At 72.0% G+C, this 7,362-nt stretch carries 9 protein-coding genes; 5 read left to right on the top strand and 4 right to left on the bottom strand.

Features of this window, described 5'->3' with window-relative positions; all coding sequences use genetic code 11:
- Together ACWGIU_RS23885 and ACWGIU_RS23880 are read right to left on the bottom strand one after the other, a co-directional pair.
- A partial coding sequence (locus ACWGIU_RS23885; protein ID WP_453708898.1) for a hypothetical protein occupies positions 1–184 on the bottom strand: 184 nt, incomplete at its 3' end.
- Positions 185–251: 67 nt separating this feature from the next.
- Positions 252–1,487 (bottom strand): heparan-alpha-glucosaminide N-acetyltransferase domain-containing protein, encoded by a 1,236-nt coding sequence (locus tag ACWGIU_RS23880; protein WP_453708896.1) that lies wholly within the window; start codon positions 1,485–1,487, stop codon positions 252–254.
- A 256-nt stretch (positions 1,488–1,743) separates the two neighbouring features.
- Here ACWGIU_RS23880 and ACWGIU_RS23875 point away from each other — a divergent pair, with 256 nt between their 5' ends.
- Positions 1,744–2,778 carry an NUDIX domain-containing protein gene (locus ACWGIU_RS23875; protein WP_453708894.1) on the top strand — a complete coding sequence of 345 codons (1,035 nt, stop codon included), beginning with the start codon at positions 1,744–1,746 and terminating at the stop codon, positions 2,776–2,778.
- Between the two features lie 126 nt (positions 2,779–2,904).
- On the opposite strand, the gene ACWGIU_RS23870 is transcribed toward ACWGIU_RS23875, so the two are convergent.
- Positions 2,905–3,177, bottom strand: coding sequence for a hypothetical protein (locus tag ACWGIU_RS23870; RefSeq protein WP_453708892.1), 273 nt, complete (start codon positions 3,175–3,177; stop codon positions 2,905–2,907).
- Positions 3,178–3,567: 390 nt separating this feature from the next.
- Positions 3,568–4,065, bottom strand: coding sequence for a lamin tail domain-containing protein (locus ACWGIU_RS23865; RefSeq protein WP_453708890.1), 498 nt, complete (start codon positions 4,063–4,065; stop codon positions 3,568–3,570).
- 654 nt (positions 4,066–4,719) lie between these two features.
- On the opposite strand from ACWGIU_RS23865, the gene ACWGIU_RS23860 reads away from it, so the two are divergent.
- The 4 genes from ACWGIU_RS23860 to ACWGIU_RS23845 all read left to right on the top strand — a co-directional run bounded on the left by ACWGIU_RS23860 (position 4,720) and on the right by ACWGIU_RS23845 (position 7,312).
- The gene (locus ACWGIU_RS23860) at positions 4,720–4,917 is read left to right on the top strand and encodes a hypothetical protein (protein WP_453708888.1); all 198 of its coding nucleotides are present in this window, start codon (positions 4,720–4,722) and stop codon (positions 4,915–4,917) included.
- 248 nt (positions 4,918–5,165) lie between these two features.
- Complete coding sequence (locus tag ACWGIU_RS23855; protein WP_453708900.1) at positions 5,166–6,443, top strand: PP2C family protein-serine/threonine phosphatase; 1,278 nt, start codon at positions 5,166–5,168, stop codon at positions 6,441–6,443.
- Positions 6,430–6,642: a hypothetical protein gene (locus tag ACWGIU_RS23850; protein ID WP_453708886.1), complete on the top strand. Its 213-nt coding sequence runs from the start codon at positions 6,430–6,432 to the stop codon at positions 6,640–6,642. Before ACWGIU_RS23855 ends, ACWGIU_RS23850 begins: the two co-directional genes overlap by 14 nt.
- A 253-nt stretch (positions 6,643–6,895) precedes the next feature.
- Positions 6,896–7,312 carry a CBS domain-containing protein gene (locus ACWGIU_RS23845; RefSeq protein ID WP_453708884.1) on the top strand — a complete coding sequence of 139 codons (417 nt, stop codon included), beginning with the start codon at positions 6,896–6,898 and terminating at the stop codon, positions 7,310–7,312.
- The last annotated feature ends 50 nt before the right edge of the window (positions 7,313–7,362 follow it).

Here is a 7,362-nt window from a genome sequence, read left to right as displayed (position 1 = left end):
GTCCGGGCGAAGCCGGGAGCGGCCCCAACGGCAGGGCCAGCGGCGCCGGTTGACGGGCCTGGGTACGGTCCGCCGCAGGCTCCGCCCGCGGCACGTCCGGCGGAGCCACGGGACGTACCGTCACGCACCCGCTGGCCATCACGAGCGTGGCAAGGGTCAGGGGCAGGGCGAGGCGCAGCTGCATCCGCCCACCCTGCCGTACCGGCGCCGCGCGAGCCGAACCGGTCACACGGACGGGTGACGGCGCGCGGTCAGGCCCGGCCGCGCCCCCGCGCGGCCAGCCGCAGCACGTGTTCCACCGGGCCGCGGCGCAGCGGGCTGCCGGCCCAGATCCGCTGCCAGGCCCAGGTCAGTCCCAGGGCCGCGGCGCTGAAGGCCAGCCAGGCGGACCAGGACGCCGCGCCGTGCGCCGGACCGGCCAGCACCAGCGCGTGGACGACGTACGCGCTCAGCGCCATCGCCCCGAGCAGGGTGAGCGGCCGAAGCAGGCGCACGCCCATCCCGTGCCGCGCGGCGAGCGCGCACAGGCCGATGAGGGCGCAGCCCACGCCCGCGTTGCCCAGGGTCTCCAGCGGGGTCTGGCTGTAGGGATCGGCCACCAGCAGCCAGTACCAGGAAGTGCTGGGCACGGCCCCGTACTGACCGCCCAGGACCTCCCGTACGGGGTCGGCCGCGGCGAGGGCCTCCGGGTGGTGGACGGCGATCGCCTCCAGCAGCCGCTGCCGGGCGCCGAACACATGGCTCGCGAGCCAGGACGAGCCGTACCCGGCGCCGGCGGCCACCGTGCCCCACACCGCCATCCGCCGGGCCACCGACCGCACCCGCACGTCGCAGCGCCGGGCGAGGGCCATCCCGACCAGAACGTACGGGAAGTAGGTGGCCAGCGGATACGCCCCGGTGAGCAGCAGTTCCAGCAGCACTCGGCCCAGCCCGGACCAATTGGCCAGATCGGCTGCCTCGGGGACCAGGCCGCGCCCGGACACCTCGTAGCCGAACACCGGACCCAGCAGGAACGAGAGCAGCGGACCCATCACCACCGACGCGCCCGCCACGGCGGTGAGCACCGGGGTGGACAGCCGGGTGAAGGGCTCGGCCGCCAGGAAGTAGACGGCGAAGAAGGCCAGGATGACCAGGATTCCCGGCCACAACGAGGCCAGCCATACGCCGAGTGCGGCCAGCAGTGCGCAGCGGATCAGCAGGGGACGCCAGCGGCGCGCCCAGCCCTCCGGGCGTTGCGCCGGGTCCAGCCCCCGCTGGGCGAGGACCAGGGAGAAGCCGGCGAGCAGGGTGAAGAGGGCCGGGGCGCGCCCGTCGGCCGCGACGAGGAGGTGACCGGCGCCCTCCGGCTCCGGGCTGGGGCCGACGTGCACGGCGAACATGCCGAGGACCGCCAGGCCGCGTGCGGCGTCGACCCCGGCCAGCCGCCCGCACCCCCCGGCAGGGGCCGCCGCCCCTGTGCCGGTGCCCGTCGGGGAGGCGCGTCGCATGTGCGGGTCTCTCCTCGGTGCGGTCGCGGTCGTGGTGCGTGCCGTACGTCCCGTGCGTGAAAAGTTGGTCGGACCGACGGTTTTCACGCCGCCAGTCCGCCTCCGGAACGTACCAGGGCCTACATAACCAAGTAATAAGGAGGTAGGGGATGGCAAGGGCCTGGCTTGCCGGTGCGGGCGGGCGGGTCGCCGTAACCCGTGAGCCGTGCCCGCTGTTGCACAGCCCGGCGGGTCCACCCACGGTGAACGGAGTCCGATGCCGCAGCTGACCGACCAGGGTGCGATGGACGAACACGAGCGGGAGCGGACGGGGACGTGGATGACCCCGGCGGAGTACGGGGCCTCGCGGGCCGCCGTCTGGACCGCGGCCGTCGTCCTCGTCACCGACACCCGAGGTCGGGTCCTCGTCCAGAGCGTCGACTACCGCGCCGACCGGCTGCTGCCCGGCGGCGCCGTGGACGCCGGCGAGGCGCCGTCCGCGGCGGCCGCCCGCGAGCTGCGCGAGGAGCTCGGCGTCGACGGCCGCTACTCGCGCGGCCTCGCCGTGGACTGGATCCCTGCCGACACTCCCGGCTTCCCGCCCGAGATGTGCTTCCCGGGCGAGATCCTGCACGTCTACGACGGCGGCACCTGGACCCCCGACCGGATCGAGGCCGTCCGCCTCCCGGCGCAGGAGATCACCGGCATCCACTTCGCCGAACCGGCCGATCTGTCCGCCCTGATGGATCCGGGTGACGCCCGCCGCGCACTGTCCGCCCTGCGCGCCCGCATCAACGGCTCCGGCACCGCCCTGCTGGAGGACGGCCGCCCCACCGCGCCGACCGCCCTGGACCGGCTCGGGGTCCTGCGCACCCGGCGGGTCCCGCAGCACGGTGTCTGGCACCCGGGCCCGGTCCCGGAGCGGCTGCCCGTGCAGGATCGGTCGGCCTGGCTCTTCGCCCCGGACGGCCGGGTCCTCCTGCTGATCTCCCGGGCCACCGGTGCCGCCCACCTTCCGCCCCCGACGGCCGGCTCCACCGAGGACACCGCCCCCCTCGGCTACCGGCACGGCGAGCAGGGCGTCCATGCCCGCACCGCGGCCCGCCTCACCGGCCTCCCGCCGGGCGCGGACCCGGAGTACGCACGCCTGCTGGCCACTCCCGAACAGGTCCGCGAACTGAGTGACTGGGGGAGGGCGGGCGACGACGAGCTCGCGGCGGTGCGCGCCGCCGGCGCCCGCCTCGGTCTCCCCGACCCCACCCGCACCCCGCCCACGGAACTCCCCGAGGAGGCGGGCGGCCCGGCCGTGTGACCTGAAGGTGATCCGACCGTCGTGTCGGACGCGCTCGTCATAGCGGACCGGGGGACGGAGCCGCCGCCCGGAATCGGGGCGCGGTCCGGGCCCGCGCAGGCGGCCACGGAAGCCGCTATGTGGGGTTCAGCGGCTGGCGGTGATCCACCGTACGAGGGCAGCGTTGGTCGTGTCGTCGAGTGCGGACAAGGTATGGATGGCTTCCAGATCACCGGGGAGCGGTGGAACGCCGACGGTGGTCAGCGCTGCGTGGAGGTCCAGGCGCCGCCGGTCCAAGGGCTTCAGGGACCAGGCGTGGCGTGGGTCGGACGGCTGCCGGTGGGCGCGCGGATCCTCCTCGCCGAGGGGCGGAGGCCTGTTCTCATCGCCCGGCTTCTGCGGCCGGACGTCGCAGGGCATGGGCTCTACGGTGTCAGCGCGGGGGAAGCGGTAGGGATCGAGGGTCAGCTGAGGGACCGTGACCGTTGACGGGGAAAACTGCCAGGACTCCACAAGAACCTCCCGGGGTCGGATGTGACGCTGCTGCTTCCGAAGAGTTCGAGGACACCGCCTTCGGCGGCGGCGGCCTTGGGGGCGGTCCGCACGTTCTGAAACCGGGCGTCGCACCACGCGCACTTCACGAGGCTCTGCGGCGCGTGCAGCAGAGGCGAGGTGCAGGTCTGACGGGTGGCGGGCGGGTCGGCCACCCAGGGTGTGTCGGGGGTGTGGCGTGCCGCAGCGGGTTGCCGCGGCACGCGGTTGCGGTGGCCGGCAGTTCACTGTCCTCGACGGTGTGACTGTCGGCGTGGGTCAGCGGCGGTGGCCGTCGTGGTGTCCGGGGCGGCCCCAGCTCTGGGTGTCGAGGACGTTGCCGCGGTTGTCGCGGAGGGTGGCGGTGTCGCGCTCGTCCCAGATCTGGTGGCGGCGGTCCTGGTAGACGTCGCGGTGGGTGTCGCGTCCGTTGCCGGTGTGGACCCTGACGCTGGAGCGTCCGTCCAGGCGGAGGTGGTCGAAGCGGTAGCGGTTGCCGTCGCGGTCGGTGAGGGTGAAGCCGCGCAGGTTCACCGAATGCCGGCCGGTGTTCTTGACCTCGACCCACTCGCGGTTCAGGGCGCGGTTGTCGCGGTCGCGGTCGCGGCGGTCGTGCTGGACGTCGCCGATGACGATCGAGGAGTGCTGGGCGTGGTGGCCGTGCCGGCCGTGCCGATCGTCGTCGTGGGCGGCGGCCGGGACGGCGGCAGCGCCGACCAGGGCGCCGGCGGCCAGGACCGCGGCGAGAAGACGGCGGGTGGCGGGAGAAGCAGACATGCGGATGGCTCCTTGAAACAGTCAGCCCAGCCCGGCTTCGTGCAAGCCGGCGGGCTCCGTACGGTTCCCGGCGTCCTGCCGGGGAGCCACACTCTGGCCCGCACCACCGCCAACGGCCACAACCTGGAACGCATGTTGCTCAATGCGGACATGTCCGTAACTCTCCCTTGTAAGAGGCAAGCGTCAAGGAGCAGTTGACGCGAACGGGGTGAGGTGGGGGACCGCCCGCACAATGCCCAAGCCTGAAGATTTTGGCCACATAAGCAGTTCATTCACGCCAGACCGAGTGCTGTGCGCCGAATGGGTTCAGGCCGTGTAACAGGCACTTCCGCCGTTTCCACGCACGCAGCTACGCGCCCCCGCGCAGATGGGCGGGGCTTGGGGCCGAACGGCGCTTCGACGGCCCTGGGAAGAACGCCACCCCCGGGGGCGGCCCCGGCCGGAAGCGGCTCTGACAGCGGCAGTGGTGGCGACGGATACTGCAGGTGAACATGCCGGCAGCCATGTGATCCCGAGCAGGGAGTACGGCTGACACCGTGGCGGCCGGAGAGACACATCTCGGCTTCTGATGGGGAAAGGTTTGGAATGAACGCTCTGACCGCTCTGGCGTCGGCCGCTTTCGGATCCACCGTGTATCTCACGACTCTCTCGACCGTGAGATGGCTGAACCAGCTGGCCCCGCGGTTCAAGGCCGCAGGCCTGGTCGTGACCGGCCTGGTTCTGTGCGCGGTCTTCGGAATGATCGCGTTCGCGAGCCAGAGCGTCGCGCTCGGGTTCATCGTGGGCGCCGGCCTCACACCGCCCGCACACCGGTGGTTTCTGCAACGACGCAAGCCGGTCGCGGGTTCCTGACCTTGCTGTCATGGCCGTGCGTGACCGAACGGCCTCTTTCCGCCGGCTCTGCTGACCGGGGGCTTCCCTCGTAGGCCAGTCCTCGGCAGCGGCGGTTCTTCCTGTCCGAATGGGCACGGGAGGAGGAAAGTGGAGGAGAGTGAAGGTACGGGCACCTGTGCATCGGCGATCGGCAGCGTGTCGGCTGGGGGCCGAGGAGCAGGGGTGCTGCTGTGAACGATCAGGACCGCGACACACGCGGGCGACGCATGCTGGCCGGCCTGCTGTCGGCGAGCCATGTGATGCCGCTGGAGTCCCTGTCGGCCAGGACGGCTGAGCACGCGGCGGAGGTCGGGTTCACCCAGGTGCTGATCTACGTGGTGGATCTCCAGGGCGACGTGATGCGCCTGATGTCCGGCGAGGACGCCGACACCGGCGCGGTGGTCGGTGAGGAGATCGAGCTGAAAATCGAGGGAACCGTGGCCGGGCGGGCGTTCCAGCACGGGGAGATCCTCGCCGGCGCCGACCCCAACGACGGTCGCGGCCACTGGTGGGTTCCCCTGGTCGACGGCACCGAGCGTCTGGGTGTCCTGCGCATCACCACGGTCCTCGACGACGCGCGAGCCATCGAGGACATGAAGCTGCTGGCGGCCCTGGTCGCCTTGATCATCGACAGCAAGCGGCGCAGCAGTGACTTCCATGCCCAGCTGACGCGCACCCGGCGACTGAACATCGCCGCGGAGATGCAGTGGCACCTGATGCCCCCGCCCACCTACGCGGACGGACGCGTGATGATCTCCGCCGCCATGGAGCCGGCCTACCGCATCAGCGGTGACGCCTACGACTACGCGACCGCCGGCCATGTGGTGCACCTGTCGCTCTTCGACGCGATGGGCCACGACACCGCCGCCGGGCTGACCGCCAACCTGGCGATGGGCGCGTGCCGCAACGCACGCCGTGGGGGCGCGATGCTGGTGGAGATCAGCGAAAGGATCGAAGAGGTACTGATCGAGCAGTACGGCCGGGACCGCTACGTCACCGGCATCCTCGCCGAGCTCGACACCCGCACCGGGGTCATGACGTGGGTCAACCGCGGCCATCACCCACCGGTGATCATCCGTGGCGGCCGCTGGAGCACCCTGCTGGACTGCCCGCCCTGCCATCCCATGGGCACCGACCTCGGTCTCCCCACCCGTCTGTGCCGCCACCAGCTGGAGCCGGGCGACCGGATCGTCCTCTACACCGACGGGATCACCGAGGCCCGCCGGACCCCGGGCGAGGAATTCGGCCTCGACCGGTTCATCGACTTCCTCATCCGCCACCACGCCGACGGGCTGCCCGTCCCCGAAACCCTGCGCCGACTCATCCACGCCGTCCTCGAACACCACGACGGCAGCCTCCAGGACGACGCCACCGTCCTGTTCTGCGAATGGCTCGGCACCTCACCGCACCCCACAGGACGGGCGGCAGCCCTCGCCGGCGTTCCCCGGACGGCCACCGCGGCGCCCGCCGGCCTCAACCCGGGGCCCGCCGGTGAACAGCAGTGATCCGCGACCGCAACGGGTGCTCCTGGAGGCCCGCGGCGGCCTGGCCGTCGCCGCCGTCACCGGCGCGTTGGACATCCACACCGCCCCGAACCTCACCGAGCGGGCCACCAACGTGCTGACCGACCATCCCCACCTGGTGTTCAAACCCACGGGGCCGCGGGCGGCGACCGCGCTCACCAGCCGGTACGCCACGGCGTGAGCGGCGTCTGCACCCGCCGCTCCCAGCGCTCCCATTCCTCCATCCGCGCAAGGTAGCGCCCTGGTGGCCGCAGGAGACCCCGTCGCGCCGGGATCTTGACCCGACTGCCGTTGGCGGTATGGCCGAACTGGGGTGGTTGTAGGGCGAATGCCGTTACCGGTCCGGGGCAGGGGGCACGCATAGGCCCCGGGTCCTGTCCGCGTCGGCGGATGTGGCCCGCACCAGTGCAGACGAGGACGAAGGAGTACGACGGATGACGAAGGCTCGCGACATCATGACGGCGGACGCTACGTGCATCGGCGCGAACGAGACGGTGCTCGAGGCCGCGAAGAAGATGACTCAGCTGAAGGTCGGAGCCCTGCCCATCTGCGGTACGGACGAGAAGCTCAAGGGCATGCTCACCGACCGGGACATCGTGGTGAAGGTTTTGGGCGCGGGCAAGGACCCCGGTTCGGTGAAGGCGGGCGACCTCGCCCAGGGCGAGGCCGTGACCATCGGCGCCGACGACAGCGCGGAGGAGATCCTGCGGACGATGGGCGAGCACCAGGTCCGCCGGCTGCCCGTCATCGACGGGCATACGCTGGTGGGCATCGTGGCGCTGGCCGACGTCGCCCGGGCGCTGCCGGATGCGAAGGTGGGCGACCTGCTCCAGGCGATCTCGCAGAACTGACCGTTGCGTGTGAGGGGCCCCACCGTTCGGTGTGGCCCCTCACATGCGTA

This window comes from Streptomyces sp. NPDC054840, from assembly GCF_053611065.1.
This window is presented reverse-complemented; position numbering and strand designations above follow the sequence as displayed.